Here is a 23,220-nt window from a genome sequence, read left to right as displayed (position 1 = left end):
ATGTGGCAGCCCGGGGCAAAGCACTAAAATGCGATCATCCACCATCCCGCCTACACCGACCATGGAATCCGAACCTAAAAAAATAGAACAGTATTATTACAGTCTCCTGGGATGCAAGCCAGAAGCAAGGCCGGGATCAGGGTGTGACATCGGCAATTATTACATATCTGTGGCGGCATTCGAAAAAGAATGGATGGCGGCATTCCGTTTCCAATATCTCATTTCTGAGTCCACCAAAAAACACGGTTGCAGGTATCAAGGTGTAGTCTATTTTTTGGTCGATAATGCAGTAATCTATGCTCATCCGGATTTCGCTTACACACAGAAAAGCATGCCCAAGTCGACCTTGAATGAGTTGTCCAGGAAGCTGCATGCAACAAAACTGCATCAATGCCAAACGACACATGCCAACGATGAAATACAGCCCATTGTGGGAAACTGGCGCGAAGTTCGCGCCGACGATGGCCCACCTCACAAAATGTCCATCCGCAAAGAAGGTGTCAGCATCCATGAGGGAATCCGAGATTGCACTGGACTAGTCTCATACTTGACTAGCTCCTCTGAAGGAGGGGGGATGTACGGCTTCAAGTTGAAATGTAGCGACGGATTTATTTACCGAAACGGAGATTCAAGTCTCGATAACAACACCCTCTATCTTGACCTAGAAGATAGAAGCCCCAGCGATGAAAGCGCGAAGTTCCTAAGGGAATAGCCGTAAAAGACATTAACTCGCACAACCATAGAGGACGACACCGGACTTTGGCACACTGTCGCGAACGTTTACGCGGGTCGCCAACATTGAGAAGGTCAGCCAGAATGTTCCCGGCCACCATATTCTTGGGCGTTGTGGGCTCGCTGCTACTTTTCGCCCAGCCACCTATCCCTTCACAGTCTCCGACTATCGTCGGGAACTGGGTGCTCGACTACGAAGAAACAATATGTTTCGAAGGCCAAGATAGCGACTGCTCTGATGGTCGAGAGACGTTCCCTGAAATTACTCCTACAGAGGTCTTTACAAAGGACGGGTATCATATCCTAATCCATCTGAACAGCGAGAGATGCCTCTCCGATGATTCTCAGTATCGGGTTTATGGTCCCACACTGATCGAGGGCAACGCGTCTGTCCTTGAGATCGACAAGCTGACAAACGATTCCCTCGAGATCAGAGGGCCGAAATGGTCCAACCTTAGCGACGATAGCTGGAAAAGGGTTGGAGAAAGCGTACGCGTGTATCATCGAGCAAGTAGTGACGAAGACGCAGCGATTAAGAGAGCCTTGCTCACATGTCCGTAGCCACCGTGGGGCCGGCCAGCCGAACGGCCCAGAGCCGCGGGTGGGGCGGATCACCACAGGAGGGAAGTGATCCGCCCCCCGTGGTGCTGACCCCGGATGACCCACCGGCAGAAGGCGGAGTGGCTTGCCGAGCTGGCCGATTGGGTGCGCGATGTGCTGTTCGCCTGGCCTGCGGCGGAACACGGATGGTCCCGCGCTGCTGGCCACGGCACTGGGATGTGATCGAAGAGGTGAGCAGCCTCTATTGCGCCTGGCGCACCGCCTAATTGTGGGAAGAGCGCACCGATCACCACGCATGCGACTACCTCGATCGTTGGCTGCCCGGCGCCCTGGAGCACCTGGCCGTGCGCTGCGCCCGTGCGGCCCCTTGGGAGGTTGGGTTGCAGCCCAGTCGCAGTCGCTGCGGTCTCTTGCCTCTTGACGAGCAACGGGAGAGGGGTCTCGAGCCAACATCAGGCCGTAGGTCCAGCCGTGCTGTGCCCCGCCACATGCGGAACATCCGCAGTGATGCCTCTGAGCGCGCTCACAATTCACAGGGTGCGTCATTCGCCCTCCGCTGCGTTCGGCACGAAAGTTGAACTAGCGACTCGCCGGAATCCTCATTCCTTTGAATCACAAAGGACGAAAAGTCAAATGGTCACCGTAGCCAGTCCGACATATCTTCTCGGCTACGAGAAGGGCCCATGCACGCACAAAGGCCCTTTGAGGCGATCCCAAAGGGCCTTTGCGGAACGCAAGATTAGTTACGTCTCGCTTGCGCGGTCGAGGCTCTTATTGAGCCGGTCAAGCGCCCTACGGGTTTCCGGGCTTGGGACCTGGGTGTAAACATCCATGGTCATCGAGATCTGTGAGTGCCGCAGGATGCGCATCGCCACACGCGGGTGGACGTCGAGGGCGGCCAGGAGCGACGCACAGGTGTGCCGGGTGTCGTGCACGCGGATGCGTGGGACGCCCGCACGGCGGCAGTGGCTCTCGAAGGCCCGGTTGAAGTTCCGCGGCTCGATCGGCGTCCCCGTCCGAGTTGTGAACGTCAGGTCCGAGGTCTTCCATTGGTCCCCGGCCACCTTACGGGCCTCCTCCTGGACGCGCCGGCGGTGCCGGAGCGCTGAGACGCAGAGGCCGAACAGCGGCAGTGAGGCGGTCGAGTCCTCGGTCTTGGTCGTCTCCCGGTGGAGGAGCCGACCTCCGACTCGCGTGAGCTGGCGTGAGATCCAGAGCTGTTCACCGGCCAGGTCCACGCAGTCCCATGTGAGCCCGAGAACCTCCCCACGACGAAGGCCCAGGACGAGAATGAGCACGTACGCGCCGTAGAGCGGGTCATCAACCTCCCGAAGGTGTTTGAGGAATCTGCGTGCCTCATCGACGCTCCACACCCCATGCTGGCGCTTCTTCTTGGTCTTGGTAGCGCTCGGGAGTGTGGTCAACGAGGCGACGTTCTTCGTGACCAGTTCTTCCCGCAGGGCGTGGCCGAGCGCCGACCTCAGGACCCTACGGACGCCGGCGATGCTGCTGCGGGAGAGATAGCCCTTGCAGCACTTGCCGATCGAGCAGCACCGCCGCTTGTGCTCCGGTCGTTTGTGATCCTTTCGTTGGGTGCAGCAGGTACAGAGCGTGGGCAAGGTGTTCAGCCAAGCTTGCACGTCCCGGACGGTGAGCTTGTCGAGGCGCTTCTTGCCTAGGCCGGGGATGATGTACAGCCGGACCAGCGGTTCGTACGCCACGTACGTGGTGGGCTCGCGGTTGGGCTCGATGACTTCGGCGAGCCACCGCTTCACGAAGGCGGCCACCGTCTCATGCTTGGTGGCCACAGGTCCCTTGCGAGCCTGCTCATGGAGCTTGAGCCACTTCTCGTAGGTCTCCTCGCGAGTCTTGCCATAGGCCCACTTGCGGGTCTTATTGCCCTCCGGGGTAGTGACCCAGACGTAGCCTGCCCAGCCGTTCTTGTACGGGAAGATCGAGCCCTCGTTGTTGGCGCGGGTGCGGCGACTCTTGTGGGGGCGCTTGGGCTCTTCCGGGGTGGCGATAGCGGTCTTGGTAGGCATCAGGCGGCCTCCTCGCAGAGTCGGGTCACGTAGGCGTCGAGGGCCGAGGCGGGGATGCGCCGGCACCGTTCGCCGACGATGACGGAGCCGAGTTCGCCGGAACGGATGAGGTTGTAGAGGGTCCATCGACTGATCTTGAGGGCCGCCATTGCCTCGGGCACGGTGAGGAGTTCAGCGCTCATACGGTCCTCCCAGTGGAGTGCCGGTGAGGGCGGCGGCGATGACTTGGTCTCCGAGGCTGTAACCCTTGCCTGCGTAGGTCCATTCGCTGATCACGAGGACGGTGTCCTCCTCGAAGAGGAGCAGGCGGCCGGTGCTGACCTCGTGGTCGCGCGCGTGGCGTTTGCGGGCGGCACGGAGTTCGCCGAGGGTGGTGGAGTAGCGGCGGGATCGGGTGGAGAAGTGACCTCGGAAGCCGAGCATGTGGGCCCACTGTGTGAGCCGTAGATCGGCCAGGTCCTGTATAGATCCCAGGCGAAGGCATTCGGCTATGAGGCGGCCGGCGTGGTCGCGCAGGTTGTAGGCGTCGAGGTTGTCGAGTGGGTTGATGCGACGGTCTACGGTGCCGACGCATTCGGCTGCCTTGGTGGCGTACTTGGCCACGTATCCTGCGACGGCTTGCTCATTGAGGTCGCCGTTGAGAGAGATGGGACGGATGTCGAGCTGTTGACCCCACTTGAAGAGGCGAGCCGGTTGATCATCGATGGCGGGGACGAGCGCGCTGACGACGTGTGCGGCGTGATGGACGGCTTGGGTCAGGACGTCTTCGGTGGCCCAGTGCGGTGGTGGCGCGATGGGGCCGCCGGGGCCGTCGAGGCGGATGACGGCGTGGAAGTGGACGACGCCGCGGCGCTGGTATTCGGCGACCTTGGCGAAGGAGACGGTGAGGTGTTCGCGTAGGTCTTTGAGGGTTAGGCCGCCGAGTTTGGCCAGGCGGCGGCGTAGCGAGTCGGCGAAGCGCTTCCATAGGAGCGGTGCCAGGGCGTTGAACAGGACCGAGCCGGTGTAGTCGTAGCAGTCCGGGCACAGCGGTTCGCCCAGGTGGGGATCGTCGGGGCGGTGCTTGGCCGTGCAGGACATGACGCGTCCGTGTGGGCAGGTCTTGGCGTCGCGGCGGGCGTGGCAGGGCTGGACCCTGCCGTCCTTCTCTCGGCGGGCGTGGACCGCGCCGAAGGACGGCGCAGTGAGGGTGACGAACAAGGTCGGGTGGGTGGTCACTGACTCCGGGACGCCCTTGCCGCCGACCAGCCCCGCGCGGATGAGGTGGTACGTGTCGGCGCGGTAGATCTCGGCGCAGGCCGGGCAACGGGATGCGCGGCGGGTCTTGCAGGGCAGGCGCAGGACGCCGTCGGGTTCGTGGCGGGTGGTGTAGCGGTGCAGGAGCCGGCCGGTGGCGCGGTCGTAGTGTTCGACTTTTCCTCGTAGGTGGATGGGCTGGCGGCAGCCGCCGGTGGAGCGGATCTGTGCGGCCCAGCGGTCGAAATCCGGGGCGTCGAGTCGGGCGATCATGCCCGTAAGGGCGTGCGCGTTGGTGGTGCATGCGGGCAAGATGGAGACCTCCTTTCACTCGTTCGGGTGAGGGGATGGCCCCCGACCTGGCAGTCGTCTTGGCGGATGTGCGGCCAGGCCGGGGGCGCTGCGCGTTATGCGCCGTGGTTGTCGATGCCGGCGCCGTCGCAGTCGCGACAGCGGTCGCGGTCGTTGTCCAGACCGGTGCCGTTGCAGGTGCAGCAGCGGTAATGAATCACTGAGAGCTGCTCGTCCGGGACGTTCACCGTTTGTCCCTTGGGTGGGTCGTGACGTACAGACGCCAATGGTGGGGCTTGCTGCGGTCGGGGTAAGCCCGGGAGACGCCGGAGACGGCAAAGTTCAGGCGCAAGCGGAACAGGGCATCGACGAGTTCGGCGCGGGTTCCGTCGAGACGGATACGCATGATCGGGTCCTCCTTAGACGGCGGGTGCCGGGTCGGACTGGATGCAACCCCGGTAGCTGCTTTCGGCGGCGTGGCGGGCGCGGGCGGCCGTCAGGACGGCCACAGCGCGGTACTCCACCGGGCCGAAGCAGACTGAGGTGGCGTAGTGGCCGTACGGGGAGTCCTCGAACTCGATGCGGGAGCCGGTCTGGGCGGCGATCTGGTCGATCTCGGCGCGCATGTCGGCGTCGTTGTCGTGCTCGGGGAAGTGGTGGACGACGACGTGCGAGGAGACGGGTACCTCGGGGTGGGTCTCCAGGAAAGTGGCCAGGTGGAGCAGGCCGTTGATGAGTGCGGTGCGGTCGGTGTGGGTCATCGGGTGGTCTCCTTTCTGGGTCAGGCGGTCCGCAGGGTGCGGAGCAGGTCGGAGGCGAGCTGGTTGGACACGCCCAGGCGGGCGCGGAGAGCGTCGCGGGTGATGGGCTTGCCGTGCTTGGCGCGGTGTTCGTCGGCGACACGGCGGGCGTAGTCGACTAGAGCCGGGGCCGGACCGTCCTGGCAGTCGTCCTGGGTGTCCTCGGCGTCCTGCTCGGCCGGGACGAGGACGGCAGCGCAGGACGACGCCGGGACGGATGCCAAAGCCGTCTCCGGGGCCGGGGCCGGGGACGGTTCGGGACGGGTGCCGGTTGTGCGGCGTTCGAGCATGGAGACGGCGATGAGGAACGCGCCCGCGGGGGTGGCGGCAGTGATCCAGCCCCACCCGGTCGGGTCGGCTTGGGCGAGGTTGGCGGACAGGGACAAGACGATGCCGCCGGCCAGAACGAGGACGGGCCACGAGATCGGGCCACGGCGCTTGCGGCCGGTCTTCTTGTCGCGTTGCCGTTCGCGGGCGGCCATGACGCAGGTCAGGTCGATGCAGACGGCCACCGCCCAGGACATCCAGCCGGTTTGACCATGGTCGCTGGCCGTGTCGCGGATGTGGGTGAACGATCCGGCACCCGCGATGGCGGCCAGGACGAGGACCGGGCCGGTGTCCAGCAGCCAGCAGGCGAAGCGTCGCATCGTTCCTCCCTTCGTGGGTCAGGCGTTGACAGGCTTGGGCAGGTGGGCGGTGATCTCGTCCCAGGCCGGGGCGAGGTGAGCGTGAGCGTGAGCGGCCTGTTCGGCGGTGTGCTCGGTGACATAGAAGGAGCGGGCGCGGTACCACTGGCCGTCCTGACCCGCGACAATCGCCACACCGGGTGTTTCGGCGGCGATGGCGCGGGCCGAGACGAGGGCGGCGGGGTCGAGGTCGCCGAGGGTCATGGTGGCGGTCTCCGGGTCGTTGACGCGGTGGCAGATGCGTCCGGAGCATTGGGCGCGGAGGGCGGTGACGCCGGGGCCGAGGTCGGAGCCGATGCGCTGGCCGCAGCAGAACAGGTAGATGCCGAACGCTCGCCCCAGCTGCGCAACGCGCAGCAGCGCGGTGGATGCTTTAGCGATGTCGTCTTTCTCGCTCTTGTCGGCCATCAGGTACAGCTCGGCCAGCTCATCGATCAGGACCACGACCGGGACAGGGCGGATGGCGGGTGGGAGCTGCCAGATGTTGCGGGCACTGGCCTGACGGCACAGCCCCATTCGGTCGATCATCAATGCGACCAGGTCCTCCAGCAGGGTCAGCGACTCTGTGCGAGAGGTGGCCAGGGCTGAGAGCCGGGGCGCGTACGGGGTGAACTCCACGCCGCCCTTGAGGTCGAAGCCGACCAGCGCCACCGGTTGCGGTGCCAGGCCGACGATCAGGGCGTTGGCGAGGTTGGACTTGCCGGACTGGGTGGCCCCGGCGTTGATCCAGTGCGGCACGGTGCGGAAGTCGATGATCCACGGCTTGCCGGTCTCCAGCCGTCCCACGGTGACCTTGAGCAGTTCCGGCGAGGGCGGCAGCTGATCGACCCTGACGAGCGGGTCGCGCATGGTCGCGGCCAGCACCACCCGACCAGGCCGCGGCGAGGAGACCCGGACAGCATGGACGCCCCAGGAGTGGGCTAGGCGTTCGGCCGCCTCCGCGTAATCGCCGGGCGTCTGTCCTTCCAGGGTGTGGAGGGTAACGCACCAGCCGTGCCGGGTCGGCAGCGGCAGCCACATGAACGGCTTGGTGTCCACGGCGACCCGTTGGAAGCGGCGCTTGACCTTGACGATGCCGGTCGAGGCGACCAGGCCGGGCACGGTGGTGAACCACCAGCGTTGCCGCTTCTTGGTCAGCCCGCACCCCAGCGCCACGCGTCGCCAGGAGGCGCGGACCGAGATGGCGATGATCGGGAAGCCGACGATGTACCAGAAGGATGGATAGTGCCAGTGCCGCCAGGCCCACAGCCCCGCCCCGAGGAGGGCGAGGGCGGTGAGCCCGGCGTACAGGTCAGACATGGGCGCTCTCCCGTGCGGGGAGCAGGGCCGAGGCGCGGTAGGAGATGCCCCACCGGCCGGACATCTCCCACACGTAGCCGACGAGGTCGACGGCGTTGACCTGGTCTCCGGCGGTGATGGGCGGCTCTCCGGTGATGCCGATGCGGACGAGTTCGATGCGGCCGCTGTCGTCTTCGACGGAGACGGTGACCTCGTAGACGGTGTTGCCGTTCTTGTCGGTCTTGATCTCGCCGGTGTCCTTGTTGAGCAGGCGCGGCCGCGGGGCCTTGACGCAGGTGATGGTGAGCTTGCTGGTGTCCACAGGGATCGGGATGGTTCGCATGGCAGGTGACCTCCTTATTCGTCCTAGTCAACATAGTTAACCTAGTTGGCTCAGTTGTCAACATCCTCTCGGTTGGCTTGGTTGCCGTTTCGTGGTGTGATGGACAGCGATGGTCAAGAACACCGGGCGCCCCGGCTATCTCCAGATCGCCGACGATCTCCGAGCGCAGATCCGCGGCGGCTCCCTCGCGCCCGGCACTCCCCTGCCGTCCACCACACAGCTCGCCGAGCAGTACGACGCCTCACTGTCGGTGGTGAAGATGGCCGTCGGCATCCTGCGCAACGAAGGCCTGGTGATCGGCCAGCAGGGCAAGGGCGTCTTCGTCCGCGACATCGACGACACCCCGGCTGCCGGCGACATCGCCGGCGAGGTAGCCAACCTGCGCTCCGCCGTGCAGGACCTCTCGGCGCGGTTGGCGAAGGTCGAAGAGCAGCTCGCTACGTCCACGACACGCCGTTCCGGGCGTAGCAGCCGGTGACCTTCCGCGCCAGCGACGCCGACGCGCCGTTCGGCCGCTGCCGCAGGCTCAGCGCCTTGTCCTCCCGGCGGATGCCGACCAGGACCATGGCGTAGCCAACGAGCAGCGTCACGCCCAGCAGGGCGGCGATGATCAGTGGAAGCCAGCTCATGCCCAGCTCACCCCCGCCACGGCGGCGGTACGGGGGCCGCGCGGCGGACGACGCGTCTCGGCCCGCCGCCGCTCACGCCGGTTCCTGGCCCGCTCCTTGCGCGCCCACCGGTCCCGCGCCAGGCACTTGGAGCAGCGCAGCTGCCCCTCGGCCAGCGCGTTGCCGCACTCGCACGAGGGCGTCTCGTCCAGGAATGTGATCTCGATGGTCATTGGGCATCTCCTCCTTCAGTTCAGGGCCGTTGTGGCGTTGTGCAACCGAGGATGCGACGCAGAGTCAGGACGAGATCACTACACGACGGGACATGTTCAAGACGTCCGGCCTACGATGGCCAGGTCCCCGGACGTCCCACTGGGCAGGTGAGATGGGCAACGAACGGCTACGCGCGGCGCTTCTCCAAAAAGGCGTGTCCGTCGTCGAGCTGGCGGAGGCGATCCAGGTCGATCCCAAGACCGCCGAACGCTGGATCACCCAGGGCCGCCAGCCGTACCGAAGGCACCGTTTTGCCACGGCTTCGTACCTGGGTGTGGACGAGTCGTACCTGTGGCCGGAAGCCCTCACCCGCGAACAGGTCGCCTCAGCGTCCGAGAGCGAGATCGTCCACGTGTACCCGCACCGCTGGGCGGTCCCCCGGGACACCTGGGGACGTCTGTTCGCCGAGGCGTCCCAGGAGATCGGCATCCTCGTCTACAGCGGCCTGTTCCTCGCCGACGACGCGGGCATGGTGCGCCTGCTCGGCGACAAGCCGACGCAGGCGTACGGGTACGGATCCTCCTCGGCGACCCCGACTGCGCCGAGGTAGCCCGGCGAGGAGCCGACGAGGGCATCGACGACGGCATGGGCGCAAAATCCGCAACGTCCTCGTCCTCTACCGCCCCCTACGCGGGCGCGACAACGTCGAGATCCGGCTCCACGACACCGTGCTGTACAACTCGATCTACCGCGCGGATGACCAACTCCTCGTCAACACCCACGTCTACGGCACGCCCGCCGGCAACGCCCCGGTGCTGCACCTGCGCAAGGTCCACGGCGGCGACATCGTGGCCACTTACATCGACAGCTTCGAACGCGTCTGGGCCGGCGCTGCCCCGGTAGAGTCCTGACCCATGGGCCAGCGGATCGACTTCTACGACGACCCCGACGCGCCCGAACCCAACAGCCTGGTGCCGTCCGTCAACGTCATCGTCACTAACCAGGTCGGCGACCTGCTGATGATCCGCCGCACCGACAACGACAACTGGGCTGTCCCCGGCGGAGCCATCGACCTGGGCGAGTCCATCCCAGCGGCAGCCGTCCGCGAAACCCTCGAAGAGACCGGCATCACCTGCGAGATCACCGGTCTCGTCGGCACCTACAGCGACCCCCGCCACGTCATCCTCTACACCAGCAACGGCGAGGCCCGCCAAGAGTTCTCCATCCTCCTCACCGCCCGAGCCGTCCACGGTGAGCCAACCCCCAGCGACGAGTCCCGCGAGGTGCGTTGGATCCCGCGCGACCAGGTGGCAGAGCTTCAGATGGACCGGTCAATGCAGATGCGGATCGAGCACTACCTGACCGGAACCGGCCTGCCGTACATCGGCTGAACGCCAGCCCGGGTCGGGTACTTTGATCGACTGTGACCGCAGCCGGCTTCCTTGAAACGACTCGCAGCGCCTACGACGCGAGGGCGGCGGAGTACAGCGCGCTCTTCCGCGATCCCCTGGCGGACCAGCCGCTGGACCGAGCCCTCATCGACACCTTCGCCGATCTGGTGAAGGCGACGGACGCCGGGCCCATCGCTGATCTCGGGTGCGGGCCAGGACACTACACGGCCTACCTCCACGCGCGGGGACTTCCCGTGTTGGGCATCGACCTGGCGCCGGGGATGGTCGAACAGGCCCGCCAGGAGCATCCCGGCATCCGGTTCGAGGTCGGCTCCATGTTCGCCCTGGAGCTTGCGGACGGCAGTGTCGGTGGCGTCTTCAGCCACTACTCGATCATCCACACCCCGCCTGAGCGGGTGCACGAGTTGTTCGACGAGTTCAGCCGCGTGCTTGCACCGGGCGGGCATGTGTTGCTTTCCTTCTCGGCGACTGACGAGCCGTCGCCCCAGGTGGCCGAGTCGTACGACCACGTCGTTGCGCTGGCCTACCGATGGTCTACCGACATGATTTCCGGCATGCTCCGTGAGCGGAGCATCATCGAGACGGCCCGGCTGGTGTTTTCTGGCGATCAGGATGCAAGGCGCGGTTTTCCGAGGGTGTTCCTGCTGGCCAGCAAGACCGGCTAGATCATTGGGCGTGCCGTCTCTTCGGAAGCCAGCGAGCGAGGTTACCGCTCATACAGCTTGCAGCGAACTCGCAGATCAGGCCTATGTATTCCTTCTGGCCGGCAGGGTCTACGTCCGCCACGGCCGAGCTCTGCCACAGGCCGCCGGGGATGAGGAAGCGAGCTGAGCGCTCTGCCGAGTGCAACTCGTCCAGGTAGAGGAGAGCCCCCATCGCATCGTCCTGGTTGTAGGGCCAGGACGTCTCCGGCAGCCAGCGATCCAGGTACGCCGTGAGGATCTCCGCGTCGCGCTCTTCACCGAAGCGGGCCAGCGCGAAGCAGTACCCCTGGCCGGCGTAGAGGAGTTCGCTCTCCAAGAGCAGTTCGCCGAGCTCCTCGCGGAACTGTGTGCGCCGGTCCATGCCGATCAACCAGGCCGCCGTCAGCCGGGCCCGCCACTCGCTGTCCAGCAGGACCCGCAGATCGTCGTCCGCGATGTTCCGCGCATCCCTGGCCAGCGACCGGGCGAACCAGAGGAACGCCGGCGTCGGCAGTGTGAGGAAGTTTCCGTGCAGCAGCTTGAGGTAGCGGCGGACATTGCCCATGCCGGGGCTGACATAGCGCTTGGCGAGCGCCATCATCTGATCATCCGGCGGAATCGGCAGGCGCATCAGGCCATCATGTCCGAGCGCTCAACGCCGCCTCTACGGCACGGACCGCGGCCAGGATGCACGGCGTCGACGCCGTGATCGACCGCGAGACGAGATGCTCGGGACCGTAGCGTGTGTGGATCTCGGCAAGGCGCTAGGTGACGTCGAGATGGGTGCCATCGGGATCGGTGGTCATGTCGCAGTAGGTCAGCGCCTCCACCAGTTCTGGGCGTTCCTCGTCGAACTCGGCCGTAAGCGCATCGAAGAGCTTGCGTTCCAGCGCCTCGTTCACCGCGCACGAGTGGTGCGCGACCAGGCGGCACAGCGTGTCATCGGCCTTGGCGACATCGCGCAGGTAGCGGGCGCCATCCAGTGGATGGAACCCGGTGTCGACCAGATCAGGGGCATAGCCGACGTCGTGGAGATACGCGGCCGCGATCAGGGTGTCGGTCTCCTCGCCGAGGATCGGAGCCAACGACGCGGCCCTCTGCGCGACGCCCTGTGTGTGCGCCCACCGTCGTGGCAGGGTCTCGGCTAGGAGGTTTTCGGCCAGGTCGCGCGCCCATTCAGCTTGTCCCACATCGCTCACGATAGGCGTGCCGGGCCTGGCCGGATCTAGAGGGCAAGGCGGGACGTCTCAAGACGTCTCACTCGGAACGGCTTACAAACCGGCCCCGCCCATGCTCGGCCACGACCAGGCCGTCACGCTCCAGCACGGCAAGCGCCTGCCGCACCGTGTTACGCGAGGCGGCGTAATGCCGCCGCAGGTCAGCCTCGCTCGGCAGCGCCCCGCCGGGCGGCAACTGCCCGTCCTCGATCCGGGCACGCAGCTCGGCGGCGATCACCTGATAGCGATACGGGGCGGCCTGCCCGCCGGCCACGGTCACGATCCGCCCCTTAGAGGGAACGGTCCTGACCAGCCCTTCGCCTTCCAGGAGCGCCAGGCCACGCCGTACGGTGTTGCGCGCCACTCCGAACTTCTCGCACAGCGCCGCTTCAGACGGCAGCGCCTCGCCCGGCCGGAACGCTCCCGTGGCGATCTGCTCGCGGAGCCGGTCCGCGATCTGGGTGTAGACCCGGCCTCCAGTCAGCCACTTTCCGGCGGCCACCGGATCAGCCGCGGTAGGCATCGACGATCTTGTCCAGGTCGATGCTGAGCTCGCCCTGCTCGCCCTCGTGCCACCCTTCCCGCGCGGCCTGCTCGATCCGGTCCACCGCTATCGGCATCTTCAGGAACGACACCCGCTCGTCGCTCTGGTCGCCCCAGTAGAACCAGCAGAACGGCAGCTGCACGAACACCCGCCGCATCCTGCACCGGCTGTCGGTCACATCGAGAGCCGGCCGCCCGTCCTCGGCCACCACCAGCACCGCCGGGACGTCACGCAGGGCCAGTTCCTCGCGCAGCGCGGTCAGCAACCGCTGCGCGTACGCCCTCTGCTGCTCCTTGACGCTCTGACTCGTCCGCATGCTCACTCTCCTGACTGCGGATACGTCCGGTCTCTGTTCGCGTTCGAGCGTCGCTCCACAGCAGGGGGCCGGAACACCGCAACCCAGGGACGTCTAGGGACGTCTCGTGTTAACGTCCCAGGCAAGGACGGCTTCCGAGAGGAGCAGGCGACCCTCATGAACGACAACCTCCGCCACGCCCTGGCCACCGCCCGCCTCCAGCCAACAGACCTCGCCGCAGCACTCGCCGTCGACCCCAAAACCGTCCACCGCTGGCTCAAAGGCCGCATCCCCTACCCACGCCACCGCTGGGCCGTCGCCGACCTCCTCCACGTCGACGAAGCAGACCTCTGGCCCCAAGTCGCCCCACGACAGCGAGCCCTCTCCACCGAGGTCCAAGCCGTCTACCCACACCGCTGGGCCGTCCCACACCCCGTCTGGCGCGACCTCTTCCAGAGCGCCAACGAGAACATAGGCATCCTGGCTTATAGCGCTCTGTTCATCGCCGAGGACCCCGGACTTCTCCACATCCTCGCCGACCGCGCCAGCGTGGGCGTCAACGTCCGTATCCTCCTTGGCGACCCCACCAGCCCCGAGGTGGCCACCCGAGGAACCGACGAAGGCATCGGCCCCGACGTCATGTCCGCACGAATCCGCAACGCACTCGCCCTCTACCGCCCCCTCATGGCCGACGAAGGCATCGAGATCCGGCTACACCACACCGTGCTCTACAGCTCGATCTACCGAGCCGACGACGACCTCCTCGTCAACACACACGCCTACGCAACCCCAGCAGCCGACGCCCCCGTCATGCACCTCCACCACACCGACGCCCACGGCCCAGCAAGGACATACCTCACCTGCTTCAAACGCGTATGGGACACCAGCCAGCCCTACCGGCATGACGGCTGAACCAGCAACGAACTGTCATCAAGCAAGATCAGAAAGCAACTTCTCTACACATCATCAAGGCGGCCCGCTTCGCGGCCCGCATCGCGCGCTGGTCGGTCCGCCGGCCGGGCTGCGGCTCTTCGGCCGGTCCCGACCGGCGCCGCCCGCGCGCTCCCAGCCGCAGAAGAGGGGGGCTTAGACGGTTGGAAAGCACCGCGGCAAGGACAGCGATCAGGACGAAGCGGTCAAGCTCGCCAAGGCGAGTGCGGATACGACAACCAAGCAGGGGGAAGGTCACCGGAATGCTCGCACGCGAACGCGAATTGATCCAGGCGTCCGGTCCGGCGCGGCTGCTCATGCCACATGAGGAGATGCCGACCATGCCTGGTGCGAATGAAAGGATCTTAAGCCCGCCTGAACCGAGGAGCGGCAAGCAAGGCGGGACCGGCAGGGCCGGGAACAACCCGTCTGTTGTGACTGGCCTGCACTATGCTCCGCAGCGTGATTACGGGCGAGCTACGCAGCAAGATCGACAAGTTGTGGGACGCTTTCTGGTCCGGCGGGATCTCCAACCCCATGGAAGTGATCGAGCAGATCACCTACCTGATGTTCATCAAGCGGTTGGATGGCATCCAGACCAGCAAGGAGCGTAGGGCCAACCTTACCGGTGAGCCGATAGAGAACCCGATCTACACGGCCGATACAAGGGACCTGCGCTGGTCGGTGTTCACCGAGAAGCAGCCGGACCAAATGTACAAGACCGTCGCCGACCGGGTATTTCCATGGTTGCGAGAGCTCGGTGGCAAGGAGTCCACCTACTCCCACCACATGAAGGACGCCCGATTCACCATCCCCACGCCGAACCTGCTCACCAAGGCCGTAGACATACTGGCCGAACTGCCCCTCGATCAGGGGGACGTCAAGGGCGACCTGTACGAATACATGCTCAGTAAGATCGCCACAGCTGGGCAGAACGGCCAGTTCCGTACCCCTCGGCACATCATCCAGCTCATGGTCGAGATGATGAACCCGAGCCCCGGAGATGAGATCTGTGACCCGGCCTGCGGGACCGCAGGGTTCTTGGTGGCCGGGGCCGAGTACGTCCAGCGCGAGCACTCCGAGACCCTGCTGGAGCGCAACCAGCAGCGACACTTCCACAACAGCATGTTCCACGGGTTCGACTTCGATTCCACCATGCTCCGGATCGCCAGCATGAACATGCTGCTGCACGAGGTCGAACAGCCCGACATCCGTTACCGCGACTCTCTGGCCCAGAATGTCGCAGACGAGACCGAGCGGTACTCCTTGATCCTGGCCAACCCACCATTCGCGGGTAGCCTCGACTTCGAAACCACAGCCGAGGACCTGCTCCAGGTTGTCAAGACCAAGAAGACCGAACTGCTGTTTTTGGTCCTGTTCCTGCGGCTGCTCAAGCCCGGCGGTCGGGCTGCCGTCATCGTCCCGGACGGGGTACTGTTCGGCTCCACTAAGGCCCACGTAGGTCTACGCAAGATCCTGGTCGAGGACCACAAACTCGACGCCATTGTCAAGCTGCCGTCGGGTGTGTTCAGGCCATACGCCGGGGTATCTACCGCCATCCTCTGCTTTACCAAGACCAGCGCGGGCGGCACCGATAACGTGTGGTTCTACGACCTCACCGCTGACGGCTACAGTCTCGACGACAAGCGAACGCCGCTACTCCCCGAGGAGAAGCAAGGGCCACGCCCCAAGGTCGCCCTGAACGAGGCCGACCACGAAATGAACAACCTTCCCGACATTCTTGCCCGTTGGGGCCGCCGCGACGGCTCCGAGCAGGAGCGGCCCCGCACCGCGCAGAGTTTCATTGTCCCCAAGGCCGACATCGTTGCCCAGAACTATGACCTCAGCCTCAATCGCTACAAGGAGGTCCTCCACGAGGAGGTCACGCATCGCCCACCTTTGGATATCATCGCCGATATCGAAAACATCGAATCCGAAATTCAGTCCGGCCTCTCCATCCTGAAGGCGGGCCTGAAATGACGAAGTGGCCAGAAGCTCCGATTGGCTCCATTGCTAAATTCGTGGGCGGCGGAACCCCCAAACGCGATAAAGGGGAGTATTATGGCGGGAGCATTCCGTGGGTTACCCCCAAAGATATGAAGTCGTGGCGCATATCGGATTCTCAAGTAAAACTAACGGAATCCGGACTCCAGAACAGCCCTGCTAAGTTGGTTCCTGCAGGTAGCGTCCTAGTAGTAGTGCGCTCCGGGATCCTCAAGCACACCGTTCCGGTCGCAATAGCTAGCGTGCCAGTCGCTCTTAATCAGGACATGAAGGCTCTTATCTGCTCAGAGGATATCCTTCCAGAGTATCTCGCACGCTTTATAAAAGAGCGTTCAGATCAAATCCTGACGTGGGTTCGCGCCACAACTGCCGACAACTTCCCCATCAGCGACCTACAGAAACTGAGCATTCCAATTCCTCCCATCGAGGAACAGCAGCGGATCGTGGAGACGCTGCGTCGGGCGAACGAACTGCAAGTCAAGCGACAACAGACAATCGGACTTCTTGACGATCTAACCCGGTCGATATTCCTAGACATGTTCGGTTCGGACAATGAAAGATCGCGGCACCCCCTTGGGTCCAGACTGAACTTTGTTACAAGTGGCGGCCGAGGCTGGGCCAAATATTATGCGCCGTCCGGGTCGCGATTTATCCGATCGCTAGATGTTCGCATGAACGAAATATCAGACCGGGATGCGGTGTATGTAAAAGCTCCCGACAATGCTGAAGCTCGGCGCACAAGGGTTGCTGCCGGAGACATTCTTCTCACCATAACGGGATCTCTCATAGGCAGAGTGGCAGCCGTTGGGAAACAGCATGATGGAAGCTATATCAGTCAGCATGTTGCAATCCTTCGCGCCAGCCTGGATGAGCTCGATCCACATTTCCTCGCCTTCTATCTAAGCCTCCCTTTCGGAGGGCAGCGCCAGATTAGACAAATGCAGTACGGGCAAACAAAGCCTGGCCTCAACTTCGATCAGATTAGGGAGTTCAGCATTCCGGACATCCCCATTGGGGAACAGCGAAAATTTGTTGCCATCCTGCAAAATATTCAAGAGCGATCGCTGCAGGCGCAACGGCAACTTATCCGCATTGCCGAACTTGGTGCCTCCTTGGAGACTTACGCATTTCACGGGAGGCTGTGAGAGACTTGCGAGGTCTGTCCGTACTGATGGGTCAGGGCGGTTGTCGTGAGCAACTTTGGGTTCCTGCAGGCGGAGTGGCCGGAGCTGTACCGCGAGGCCATCCGAGCGGAGCGGTTAGCGATTGCCGACCCCCGGACGTCGTGCTTCTATGCGCGGCGAACGATCGAGCTGGCGCTGAACTGGCTGTACAAGGCCGATGAGACGCTGCGGGAGCCCTACCACCGCGACCTTAGCGCGATGATCAACGAGCCGACGTTGGTCAGCTTGGCGGGTCCGAGCCTGCGGACGAAGATGGACGTCATTCGCAGGCAGGGAAACCTGGCGGTGCACTCGGCTAGACAGGTGCACAGCAGAGACGCAACGCGAACCACGGCGGAGCTGTTTCATGTCCTGTATTGGCTGGCCCGCAACTACGCGCAGCATGAGGCGGACGTTCCGCCGTCCGGGCTCGACTTCGACGTATCGCTAATACCGGTGCCCGAGCCCGCCTCGGTACGACAGAAGAAGCAGGCCGAGTTGCAGGCTATGGCTGCCCGTTTCGCCGAGCAGCAGGAGGAGCTGGCCAAGGAGCGGCGACGCAGCCAGGACCTGGACGCCGAAGTGCAACGGCTACGGGAGCAGATCAAGGCCGCCAAGCTCCTCAACGCCCAGCGGCGCGACACTCACGACTACAACGAGGCCGAGACTCGGGTCCACATCATCGATTTGCTGCTCCAGGAGGCTGGCTGGCAGCTGGGCAAGGCGGAAGACCGGGAGTACCCGGTGGACGGCCTGCCGTCGACCCCGTCAGGCAAGGGCAAGGTGGACTACGTCCTGTGGGACGACGACGGCAGGCCGCTGGGACTGGTGGAGGCCAAGGCCACCACTCACTCGCCATTAGAAGGACAGGAGCAGGCCAGGCAGTACGCCGACGCGCTGGAACGCAGGTTCGGTAGGCGTCCGGTCATCTTCTATACCAATGGTTACAAGACCTGGATCTGGGACGACGGCAACAAGTACCCGCCCCGGCCGATCCAGGGCTTCTATACCAAGGACGAATTGCATTCGCTGCTTGCTCGGCGCGCATCCCGGCAGGCGCTTAGCAGCACGCCGATCAACGAGGAGATCGTCGAGCGCTACTACCAGAACCGCGCCATCCGTCGCGTTGGGGAGCGCTTCGACCGAAACAACCAGCGCCAGGCCCTCCTCGTCATGGCGACCGGCTCCGGCAAGACCCGGACCGCTATCGCGCTCGTCGACCTGCTGCAGAAGGCCGGCTGGATCAAGCGGGTGCTGTTCCTGGCCGACCGCAAGGAATTGGTGACGCAGGCGACCAATGCCTTCAAGCAACACCTGCCAGGCACACCTGTGATCAACCTCCTGACGGAGAAGAACGACAGCGCCCGGGTGTACGTCTCGACGTACCCAACCATGCTCAACTTGATTAACAACGTGTCCGACAGCGGCGAACGCAAGTTCGGGCCGGGCTACTTCGATCTGGTGATCGTAGACGAGGCACACCGGTCGATCTTCAACAAGTACCGGGCGATCTTCGACTACTTCGACGCGCTGTTGGTCGGGCTGACCGCCACCCCCAAGAACGAGATCGACCGCAACACCTACCGGGTCTTCAACCTGGAGGAGGGCAACCCGACCGACGTCTACGACCTGGAGCAGGCCAAGGAGGACGGATTCCTGGTCGGCCCGTTCACCATCAACGTGCCGCTGAAGTTCCCGCAGCGCGGCGTTCGTTACGACGACCTGTCGGAGGAAGAGAAAGCGCGCTGGGACGAACTCGACTGGAACGAGGAGGGCGGAGCCCCGACAGAGGTCAGCGCCGACGAGGTCAACCGGTTTCTGTTCAACGAGGACACCATCGACAAGATGCTCCAGACCGTCATGACGTATGGCTACCGCGTCGACGGCGGCGAACGGCTCGGCAAGACGATCGTGTTCGCGCGCAATCAGCGGCACGCCGAGTTCATCGTCGAGCGGTTCAACATGCTCTATCCCGAGCACGGAGGCGAGCTCGCCCGGGTGATCAGTCACCAGACGCGCGGCGCGGAGCAACTGATCGACCAGTTCCGGCGCAAGGACTCGGCGTTGCGCATGGCGGTCTCGGTTGACATGCTCGATACCGGCATTGACATCCCCGAGGTCGTGAACCTGGTCGTAGCCAAAGCTGTGCGCTCCAAGACCAAGTTCTGGCAGATGATCGGCCGGGGTACGCGTCTGTGTAAGGACCTGTTCGGCCCCGGGCAGAACAAGGAGCAGTTCCTCGTCTTCGACCTGGCCCGCAACGTGGAGTACTTCAACGCCGATATCCCCGAGACCCAGGGGCGTGCGCAGAAGTCGCTGACCGAGCGGTTGTTCGCCCAGCGCGCCGACCTGCTGTACGTCCTGGACCAGGAGCAGCCTTCGACCGAGGGTGATGTCGCCGTACGCGACGACGTGGCCACTCGCTTGCAAGGCGAAGTTGCTGGGATGAACCGGAACAACATCGAGGTACGGCAGCACCTGCGCGAGGTGGATACGTTCCTCGACACCGAGTCGTGGAGGCAGATCACGGCCGAGAAGCGTGACGATCTCAAGGAGAAGCTGGCCGGCCTGCCCTCGACCTACAAGGACGACGACACCAGCGAGGAGGCCAAACGGTTCGACCTGCTAGCGCTGCGGCTGCAACTTGGACTACTCCTCGGCGATCCGGGATATGACGCGCTGAGGCTCCAAGTTCAGCGGATCGCCGAGGACCTGCTCGACCCCACCACGCTCAACAACCCTGTCGTCGCCCGGCACGCCGAGTTCCTCAACGACGTCGCAGGCGACGACTGGTGGCAGGACGTCACCCTGTCAATGCTTGAAACCATGCGCCGTACGATCCGCGGCCTGGTTCGGCTCATCCCGACCAAGCACCGCGCCGTCGTCTACACGGACTTCGAAGACGAGCTCGGCGAGCTCACCCACTCCGAGCTCAAAGGCCTGGAAATCGGCACCGACCGTACCAAGTTCGAACGGAAAGTTCGCACCTATCTACGCAGCCACCACGACAACCTCGTCGTCCAAAAGCTCCTGCGCGGCCGCCAGATCACCAGCTCCGAACTCGACGAGCTCAAGAGCGTCTTCCTCGACCTGGGCTTCGGCACCGAGGCCGACATCGAGCAGATCGCCGAGGAGCATGAAGGATTCGGCCTCTTCCTGCGCTCCATCACCGGCCTGAGCCGCGAAGCCGCCATTCGCGCCTTCGGCGACTTCCAGCAGGGCCGCAACCTCTCTCCGAACGAGTACAGCTTCATCGAGCTCATCATCGACTCCCTAACCAAAAACGGCTATCTGGACGTCGGCGATCTGTATGAACCACCCTTCAAGCGCCTCGGGGATCCCGACGTCGTCTTTTGCAATATCGCTGATGTCCACGTCATCGCGGACGTCCTCAAGCACGTAAAAGAGACCGCGGTCCCGAGGGATGCCGAGGCAAGTTGACAGCAGCGCTAACATCAACGTCCCCACATGCCGCATGGCCACGCTCTCGATCCTCAGTGGGACCAGGCAAAGGCTTACCCCTTTTATATTGCACGCCTATGCCTATTCCCGCGTTTATCATATTCCCCTAGCGCGACAAGAACTGGAAATGCTGCACGAAGAGAAAATTCTAGTCGACCGCGGTCCTTTGTTGCCATACCCAATGGTTGTCGGCACATGCAGGATATGCAATAGGCGTCGAATGTACAATACGGCTATTGTTGGTCCTCCGGCTCGCTGCTACTGCGAGCACAAAAAGATGACATTCCAGAAGAAAGAGATGCTCTTGATCGACAAGATCGAGCCGATCCTTCTGGAGATGGATTATATAAATCCAGTTATGCAGGCGGCTCGCGGTGCACCTAGCCTTCCTTACACCGCCGCGGGAATCGACCCCGATAGCGGTAAGTGGGTGTTTATTGACTTCGGGAAACTGCCGCTCGGTAACGACTCCCCCACCTTCCTTTATCTGATCGCCTTCCCCGATTGGCATGGCGAGCAATTCGTGAAGGTCGGTATTGGTATTTTCGATCGCGTACGAGCTCACGAACTTCGGGGTGGCGAGGTATTACAGAAGATCGAAGTGCCGAGATGGCAGGCACTTATCGCGGAAAAGATGATTTTGAACGATTGGCCCCGCTATCGTCCGAGAGTACCCTTGCCTCAGCATGGCGATACTGAATGTCTGCCTTGGGAGGTAGCAAACAACTTGGCGATCACCGATTACATAAGGTTCGTCCAGACCGAGATCCGATTGGAGAATCGATAGGAATCACTCACCGTGCCAATGCTTCTTGAGCCTTGACGGTTGCTCACCCGAACTCTTCATTTGATGACCTGGAGGTTCGCTCTTCGCTAGACTCTTCAGTTGCTAGGCAGTCATAACAGGCTGATCGGTTCGCCTAAAGGCCTAAGGTCATGCTTTATTGGTTGGCCACTTGGCATGGGCCTTGCTCGCCATGGATTCGGAACACTTCCTGGCTCCATCTCCGACGAAATCTCGCGGATCCGATGTGCCGGGGCGGGTAGCCACTGCGTGTTTGACGACCATAAGCCACTTTGCCGCGGACCGTGGGGTGTTGAATCGACCCTGCTAACACAGCTGCTAACAACGATCTTGGGACGCCTGCGGAAGGGACTGGAGAACTTGCCCGGCGAGGTCCTACCCGAGCAGGCGTTTCGGCTCGGGACGGCCAGTGGTGGACGTCTCTCCCCCTGCTACGGATAGAAGGCGGCACGGTGGCTGAGGCCGTGACGATCGCGGACTTCGGTGTCCGCCATACGGGCTGGGGCGATCGCCAGCAAGGCCCTCCTCCGTCAGGCCTTGCCACCGGGTGACCATAGCTGAGGTGACAGCGGCGCTGACAGGAACGTCCCCACACACCGACGCATCCGCGCCACCGTACACACGCGCCTGACCACGGTTTCAATCAGCCGAGCAGGGTGATTGCTCCGCCTGAGAGCTGGATGGTCGCAACCCACGGTCTTGATGCCACCGGTCGTTCTGGCTTCTCGGAAGCCGGTCAGCGCGCCGGCGAAGGCGCCCTTCCTCGAGGTCTTCGCCCTACCAGGCTGTGCGCTCCCAATAGCCTGCGCGTTCCAGAGCCTCCCCCCATCGTATCCAGACAGGTGCGGTCCATTCTTTGTCAACGTCATAGGAGAATGCGAGGAGACCACGCATACGCTCGACGAAGCCCACTACCGACGAGTAGTGGCGATGCGCTACGTGATCGGTCAGCCCGAACCGCTCGACTCCTCGAATGTTCTCGGTAATGCGACGGCGAGCATCGGGTGGAAGACGCACGCGGTCCCCATCAACTTGCAGGCCGAGCACGATCTTCTTCGCACCTGGGGGAACCACTCGGGTTTTCGCACGATGGACGATGAACTCATGCGTGCGCAAGAGATCAGTTACCCGATGAATCAAGCCAATGGCTATCTTTCGATCGAATCGATCGGCGGAAGAGAAAACGAGATCGTCCGCATAGCGGGTATACACGAACCCGAAGGGGTGGCTAAGCGCGGCGATGTGCTCGTCCAATGACTTCATGACAAGGTTCGCCAGTGCGCCGCTGGTGGGCGAACCCTGAGGGAGAAAGCCCAGAGCACGACTCAAATACGCGGGGATCCTTTGGTACCTGTCCACTCTTGATGCGGATGGGAAGTGGCGCTTGTGGCTGGCGCCGACGCCTTGCCGGGTGCAGATTCTCGCGAGCTCAAGGGAAGGTAGTGCCTGGTAACCTAACCCGTGAAATATAGCGTACACGGCTACTTCGTCAATGCTGGAGAAGAAGTCATGAAGGTCGACTTTTATTAACCATTTGCAACCCAGATGCCGACGCGCACACATGGTAATCGACTTGTTGTGCTCGTACGCGAAACTGAACGGGCCTGCCGGAACTCGACCGAGGATATTCCGCAGAATCCATCTCTGGACCTCCATGAGAGGCTGCCTAGGCGCCGAAATCGTTCGGGCACGGGTACTGCTTGTCTTCTGAAACTCTGTGTACGGATCCAGTCGCCTCTCGACGATGTCACGCAGATAGTTACGAGTAGCGCCAGTTCTGCGGGCCAGGTGGTTCAGGGACAGGACCGCTTCCAGGCCCCTTGCTTCGACCTGATGTGCCTGGGCAATTGCGTTCTCGATGAGGGCGGTGGAGTGATCCGCTAAGAGCCCTCGAACGCGGTAGAGATGAGGAGAG

Annotated in this window: 28 protein-coding genes; 10 read left to right on the top strand and 18 right to left on the bottom strand. The window is 63.3% G+C overall.

The window, feature by feature from the left end; all coding sequences use genetic code 11:
* Window positions 1-136: 136 nt before the first annotated feature.
* The 10 genes from EDD27_RS44685 to EDD27_RS44650 form a co-directional block, all read right to left on the bottom strand.
* Window positions 137-511 carry a hypothetical protein gene (locus EDD27_RS44685; RefSeq protein WP_127938266.1) on the bottom strand — a complete coding sequence of 125 codons (375 nt, stop codon included), beginning with the start codon at window positions 509-511 and terminating at the stop codon, window positions 137-139.
* A 1,525-nt stretch (window positions 512-2,036) separates the two neighbouring features.
* Window positions 2,037-3,335, bottom strand: coding sequence for a tyrosine-type recombinase/integrase (locus EDD27_RS44680; protein WP_127938264.1), 1,299 nt, complete (start codon window positions 3,333-3,335; stop codon window positions 2,037-2,039).
* A complete protein-coding gene (locus EDD27_RS44675) occupies window positions 3,335-3,517 on the bottom strand; it encodes a helix-turn-helix domain-containing protein (RefSeq protein ID WP_127938262.1) in 183 nt (60 codons plus the stop codon). Before EDD27_RS44675 ends, EDD27_RS44680 begins: the two co-directional genes overlap by 1 nt.
* A complete protein-coding gene (locus tag EDD27_RS44670) occupies window positions 3,507-4,844 on the bottom strand; it encodes a replication initiator (protein ID WP_127941376.1) in 1,338 nt (445 codons plus the stop codon). Before EDD27_RS44670 ends, EDD27_RS44675 begins: the two co-directional genes overlap by 11 nt.
* Window positions 4,845-4,978: 134 nt before the next feature.
* Window positions 4,979-5,110 (bottom strand): hypothetical protein, encoded by a 132-nt coding sequence (locus EDD27_RS58125; protein WP_277750800.1) that lies wholly within the window; start codon window positions 5,108-5,110, stop codon window positions 4,979-4,981.
* The gene (locus EDD27_RS54995; RefSeq protein ID WP_164904066.1) at window positions 5,107-5,268 is read right to left on the bottom strand and encodes a hypothetical protein; all 162 of its coding nucleotides are present in this window, start codon (window positions 5,266-5,268) and stop codon (window positions 5,107-5,109) included. The genes EDD27_RS58125 and EDD27_RS54995 overlap by 4 nt, the downstream gene beginning before the upstream one ends.
* A gap of 13 nt (window positions 5,269-5,281) precedes the next feature.
* Window positions 5,282-5,623 carry a hypothetical protein gene (locus EDD27_RS44665; RefSeq protein ID WP_127938260.1) on the bottom strand — a complete coding sequence of 114 codons (342 nt, stop codon included), beginning with the start codon at window positions 5,621-5,623 and terminating at the stop codon, window positions 5,282-5,284.
* Window positions 5,624-5,643: 20 nt separating this feature from the next.
* Window positions 5,644-6,309: a DUF2637 domain-containing protein gene (locus EDD27_RS44660; protein ID WP_127938258.1), complete on the bottom strand. Its 666-nt coding sequence runs from the start codon at window positions 6,307-6,309 to the stop codon at window positions 5,644-5,646.
* Between the two features lie 18 nt (window positions 6,310-6,327).
* Window positions 6,328-7,647 (bottom strand): FtsK/SpoIIIE domain-containing protein, encoded by a 1,320-nt coding sequence (locus EDD27_RS44655; RefSeq protein ID WP_127938256.1) that lies wholly within the window; start codon window positions 7,645-7,647, stop codon window positions 6,328-6,330.
* Window positions 7,640-7,969 (bottom strand): SCO3933 family regulatory protein, encoded by a 330-nt coding sequence (locus tag EDD27_RS44650; RefSeq protein WP_164904065.1) that lies wholly within the window; start codon window positions 7,967-7,969, stop codon window positions 7,640-7,642. The genes EDD27_RS44655 and EDD27_RS44650 overlap by 8 nt, the downstream gene beginning before the upstream one ends.
* A gap of 109 nt (window positions 7,970-8,078) precedes the next feature.
* On the opposite strand from EDD27_RS44650, the gene EDD27_RS44645 reads away from it, so the two are divergent.
* Window positions 8,079-8,447: a GntR family transcriptional regulator gene (locus EDD27_RS44645; RefSeq protein WP_127938255.1), complete on the top strand. Its 369-nt coding sequence runs from the start codon at window positions 8,079-8,081 to the stop codon at window positions 8,445-8,447.
* Here EDD27_RS44645 and EDD27_RS44640 read toward each other — a convergent pair.
* Together EDD27_RS44640 and EDD27_RS44635 are read right to left on the bottom strand one after the other, a co-directional pair.
* Window positions 8,407-8,598, bottom strand: coding sequence for a hypothetical protein (locus EDD27_RS44640; RefSeq protein ID WP_127938253.1), 192 nt, complete (start codon window positions 8,596-8,598; stop codon window positions 8,407-8,409). The two genes, EDD27_RS44645 and EDD27_RS44640, sit on opposite strands and share 41 nt — an antisense overlap.
* Window positions 8,595-8,810, bottom strand: coding sequence for a hypothetical protein (locus EDD27_RS44635; RefSeq protein ID WP_127938251.1), 216 nt, complete (start codon window positions 8,808-8,810; stop codon window positions 8,595-8,597). Before EDD27_RS44635 ends, EDD27_RS44640 begins: the two co-directional genes overlap by 4 nt.
* A 152-nt stretch (window positions 8,811-8,962) precedes the next feature.
* Here EDD27_RS44635 and EDD27_RS58480 point away from each other — a divergent pair, with 152 nt between their 5' ends.
* The 4 genes from EDD27_RS58480 to EDD27_RS44620 all read left to right on the top strand — a co-directional run bounded on the left by EDD27_RS58480 (window position 8,963) and on the right by EDD27_RS44620 (window position 10,867).
* Window positions 8,963-9,400 carry a helix-turn-helix domain-containing protein gene (locus tag EDD27_RS58480; RefSeq protein WP_338324696.1) on the top strand — a complete coding sequence of 146 codons (438 nt, stop codon included), beginning with the start codon at window positions 8,963-8,965 and terminating at the stop codon, window positions 9,398-9,400.
* A 118-nt stretch (window positions 9,401-9,518) separates the two neighbouring features.
* A complete protein-coding gene (locus tag EDD27_RS58475) occupies window positions 9,519-9,701 on the top strand; it encodes a hypothetical protein (protein WP_338324695.1) in 183 nt (60 codons plus the stop codon).
* 3 nt (window positions 9,702-9,704) lie between these two features.
* Window positions 9,705-10,181, top strand: coding sequence for an NUDIX hydrolase (locus tag EDD27_RS44625; RefSeq protein ID WP_127938249.1), 477 nt, complete (start codon window positions 9,705-9,707; stop codon window positions 10,179-10,181).
* 32 nt (window positions 10,182-10,213) lie between these two features.
* The gene (locus tag EDD27_RS44620) at window positions 10,214-10,867 is read left to right on the top strand and encodes a class I SAM-dependent methyltransferase (protein WP_127938247.1); all 654 of its coding nucleotides are present in this window, start codon (window positions 10,214-10,216) and stop codon (window positions 10,865-10,867) included.
* Between the two features lies 1 nt (window position 10,868).
* Here EDD27_RS44620 and EDD27_RS44615 read toward each other — a convergent pair whose 3' ends face one another.
* The 4 genes from EDD27_RS44615 to EDD27_RS44600 form a co-directional block, all read right to left on the bottom strand.
* Complete coding sequence (locus EDD27_RS44615) at window positions 10,869-11,516, bottom strand: DUF6000 family protein (protein WP_127938245.1); 648 nt, start codon at window positions 11,514-11,516, stop codon at window positions 10,869-10,871.
* A gap of 133 nt (window positions 11,517-11,649) precedes the next feature.
* Complete coding sequence (locus EDD27_RS44610) at window positions 11,650-12,084, bottom strand: HD domain-containing protein (protein WP_241564583.1); 435 nt, start codon at window positions 12,082-12,084, stop codon at window positions 11,650-11,652.
* Between the two features lie 58 nt (window positions 12,085-12,142).
* Window positions 12,143-12,625: a GntR family transcriptional regulator gene (locus EDD27_RS44605; RefSeq protein WP_127938241.1), complete on the bottom strand. Its 483-nt coding sequence runs from the start codon at window positions 12,623-12,625 to the stop codon at window positions 12,143-12,145.
* On the bottom strand, window positions 12,609-12,962 hold the full coding sequence (locus tag EDD27_RS44600; RefSeq protein ID WP_127938239.1) for a hypothetical protein: 354 nt from the start codon (window positions 12,960-12,962) through the stop codon (window positions 12,609-12,611). Before EDD27_RS44600 ends, EDD27_RS44605 begins: the two co-directional genes overlap by 17 nt.
* A gap of 156 nt (window positions 12,963-13,118) precedes the next feature.
* On the opposite strand from EDD27_RS44600, the gene EDD27_RS44595 reads away from it, so the two are divergent.
* Complete coding sequence (locus EDD27_RS44595) at window positions 13,119-13,853, top strand: helix-turn-helix domain-containing protein (RefSeq protein ID WP_206641939.1); 735 nt, start codon at window positions 13,119-13,121, stop codon at window positions 13,851-13,853.
* A 28-nt stretch (window positions 13,854-13,881) separates the two neighbouring features.
* On the opposite strand, the gene EDD27_RS44590 is transcribed toward EDD27_RS44595, so the two are convergent.
* Window positions 13,882-14,190, bottom strand: coding sequence for a hypothetical protein (locus EDD27_RS44590; RefSeq protein WP_127938237.1), 309 nt, complete (start codon window positions 14,188-14,190; stop codon window positions 13,882-13,884).
* A gap of 143 nt (window positions 14,191-14,333) precedes the next feature.
* Here EDD27_RS44590 and EDD27_RS44585 point away from each other — a divergent pair, with 143 nt between their 5' ends.
* The 4 genes from EDD27_RS44585 to EDD27_RS44570 all read left to right on the top strand — a co-directional run bounded on the left by EDD27_RS44585 (window position 14,334) and on the right by EDD27_RS44570 (window position 21,287).
* Window positions 14,334-15,851 carry a type I restriction-modification system subunit M gene (locus tag EDD27_RS44585; RefSeq protein ID WP_127938235.1) on the top strand — a complete coding sequence of 506 codons (1,518 nt, stop codon included), beginning with the start codon at window positions 14,334-14,336 and terminating at the stop codon, window positions 15,849-15,851.
* Window positions 15,848-17,020 carry a restriction endonuclease subunit S gene (locus tag EDD27_RS44580; protein WP_127938233.1) on the top strand — a complete coding sequence of 391 codons (1,173 nt, stop codon included), beginning with the start codon at window positions 15,848-15,850 and terminating at the stop codon, window positions 17,018-17,020. Before EDD27_RS44585 ends, EDD27_RS44580 begins: the two co-directional genes overlap by 4 nt.
* Window positions 17,021-17,065: 45 nt before the next feature.
* Complete coding sequence (locus tag EDD27_RS44575; protein ID WP_127938231.1) at window positions 17,066-20,479, top strand: DEAD/DEAH box helicase family protein; 3,414 nt, start codon at window positions 17,066-17,068, stop codon at window positions 20,477-20,479.
* A 325-nt stretch (window positions 20,480-20,804) separates the two neighbouring features.
* Window positions 20,805-21,287, top strand: coding sequence for a hypothetical protein (locus EDD27_RS44570; RefSeq protein WP_127938229.1), 483 nt, complete (start codon window positions 20,805-20,807; stop codon window positions 21,285-21,287).
* A gap of 795 nt (window positions 21,288-22,082) precedes the next feature.
* Here the strand turns inward: EDD27_RS44570 and EDD27_RS59080 are convergent.
* Window positions 22,083-22,961 (bottom strand): reverse transcriptase family protein, encoded by an 879-nt coding sequence (locus tag EDD27_RS59080; RefSeq protein WP_421917368.1) that lies wholly within the window; start codon window positions 22,959-22,961, stop codon window positions 22,083-22,085.
* Between the last annotated feature and the right edge of the window lie 259 nt (window positions 22,962-23,220).

This window comes from Nonomuraea polychroma (assembly GCF_004011505.1).
Classification (GTDB): Bacteria; Actinomycetota; Actinomycetes; order Streptosporangiales; family Streptosporangiaceae; genus Nonomuraea; species Nonomuraea polychroma.
This window is presented reverse-complemented; position numbering and strand designations above follow the sequence as displayed.